Origin of the sequence: Kitasatospora sp. NPDC057198, from assembly GCF_042670125.1 — a bacterium.
GTDB lineage: Bacteria > Actinomycetota > Actinomycetes > Streptomycetales > Streptomycetaceae > Kitasatospora.
In genome coordinates this window covers 1-2143 of sequence record NZ_JBHUWH010000773.1, presented here as the reverse complement: position 1 = coordinate 2143, position 2143 = coordinate 1, and the positions used below count along the sequence as shown (strand labels likewise).

The 2143-nt window shown below is 78.6% G+C and carries 2 protein-coding genes; one reads left to right on the top strand and one right to left on the bottom strand.

Annotation, left to right across the window (positions count from 1 at the left end; all coding sequences use genetic code 11):
- Positions 1-32 precede the first annotated feature (32 nt).
- Positions 33-884, bottom strand: coding sequence for an NAD(P)H-binding protein (locus ACFUEL_RS38880; protein WP_380242808.1), 852 nt, complete (start codon positions 882-884; stop codon positions 33-35).
- Positions 885-1016: 132 nt separating this feature from the next.
- Here ACFUEL_RS38880 and ACFUEL_RS38875 point away from each other — a divergent pair, with 132 nt between their 5' ends.
- Positions 1017-2012, top strand: coding sequence for an AraC family transcriptional regulator (locus ACFUEL_RS38875; RefSeq protein WP_380242806.1), 996 nt, complete (start codon positions 1017-1019; stop codon positions 2010-2012).
- Positions 2013-2143 lie beyond the last annotated feature (131 nt).

Below are 2143 nucleotides of genomic sequence, written 5' to 3'. Positions count from 1 at the left end.
CCGACCGACCGGCCGACCGACCGACCGGCGGCTCAGCCCGCAGGCGCCCAGCACCCCGCCGCCGACGCCTCCGCCACGTGCGCCTCGAAGGAACGGGCCGGGCGGCCGAGTGCCTCCTCGACGCCGTCGAACACCTCCGCGCCGCGGCCCTCGCGGAGGTCGGTCAGCAGTCCGGCCAGCCGCCGGGCAGCCCCGGCGGGCACGCCGTGGGCGGTCGAGGCGGCGACGAACTCCTCGGCGGTGACGTCCTGGTGGCGGACGGGGCGGCCGGTGGTGGCGGAGATCAGGTCGGCCGCCTCGCCGAAGCCGATCGCCCGCGGGCCGGTCAGCTGGTAGGCGCGTCCGGCGTGCCGGTCGCCGTTCTCGGCGAGGGCCGCGGCGGCGACCTCGGCGATGTCCTCGGCGTCGACGAACGCGGTGCGCCCGTCGCCGGTGGGCAGCGCGAGGACGCCGGACAGCACGGCCGGCCGCCAGAAGGTCTCGCTGAAGTTCTGGGCGAACCAGCCGGGCCGCAGGATCGTCCAGTCGGCGCCGCTGTCCTGCACGGCCCGTTCGGCGGCCTTGAGCGGATGGCTGTCGTCGGCCTCGCCGACGCCGTGCGCGGAGAGCAACACCAGCCGCCGGACGCCCGCCGCGACCGCATGCTCCACCAGCAGCGGGAGGCGCTCGCGCCGGTCGGTGGCGGGGCGCAGTTCGGGTTCGACCAGGTAGAGCGCGCCCACCCGGTCGAGCGCGGGGGCCCAGCCCGCGGGGTCGTCCAGGTCGAGGCGGTGGTCTGCGCCGCTGCGGGCGGCGGTGCGGACGGGGTGGCCCTGGGCGGTGAGGCGGCGGGCGACGCGGCGCCCGGTGGTGCCGGTGCCGCCGAGTACGAGGATCCGGTTCATGCCCCCAGCCAACCCGGTCGGGCCGGGACGCCCCATGGGTCCGCGTCCCGGATCCCTTCGCCATCGTCCGGGCCGGGGTCGCCGCTCCGGCGCCGGTGACGCGTCGTCACCGGGCGGCTAGCCTGGCCGGTCATGGACGTCCTGAGCGATCTGCTGCACCGGGCCCGCGCCGAGCACACCCGGGTCCACCAGCTCGTCCAGCGGCCGCCGTGGTCGGTGGCGTTCGCGGACCCGCCCGCGCTGACCGTGGTCGCCGCGCTGGACGGGCCCGCCTCCGTCCGCTTCGCGGAGCACCCGGCCGACGCGCCCGCACCGGCCGCGCCGACCACGCCGCTCGTGTCGGCCGCACCGCTCGTGCCCGTCCTGCTCGCGCCCGGGGACCTCGCCCTGATCCGCGGCGACGCCGGGCGGTACGTCCTGGCGGACCGGCCCGGGACGGCGCCGCAGGTGCTGATCCGCGCCGGGACCAAGCAGGTCCTCGACCCGGCCGTGGCCGCCGACCGCAGCCTCGGGCCGCGCACGTACGGCGACGGCCTGCCCGGCGCGACCACGCTGCTGCACGGCGCCTACGACTTCCGGGGCGCGGCGGGCGCGCACCTGCTGGGGCTGCTCCCGCCGGTGGCCGTGGTGCCCGCCGGGGACGGGACGAGGGCGGCCCTGCGGCTGCTCGCCGCCGAGACGGCCCGGCGGGAGCCGGGGCAGGAGGTCGTCCTGGACCGCCTGCTCGACCTGGTCCTGGCGCTCGCCGTGCGCGCCTGGTACACCCGGCCGGACACCGAACTGCCGTCCTGGCCCGCCGCGTTGGGCGTCCCGGCGGTGGGCGAGGCGATCCGGCTGCTGCACGCCGAACCGGACCGCCGCTGGACGGTCGCCGAACTCGCCGCCCGGGTGGGCCGCTCCCGCACGGCCTTCGCCGCCCAGTTCACCCGCGCGGTGGGCGAACCCCCGCTCGCCCACCTCACCGCCTGGCGGATGGTGCTGGCCGCGGACCTGCTCCGGGACACCGAGCTCACCGTCTCCGCCGTCGCCCACCGGGTCGGCTACCAGGACGCGTTCGCCTTCAGCACCGCCTTCAAACGCACCCGCGGCCTCACCCCGTCCGCCTGGCGCGAGCAGCACGCCGACTGACCCGCGCCCGCCGGACGGGGCACGCTGACCGGACGCGGTGACAGGGCGCGGTGACCGGGCACGCTGACCGGACGCGGCCGGGCCTCGCTGCCGCCGTCCCCACCGCCGTCCCCGACGCAGCGGCAGGGCCC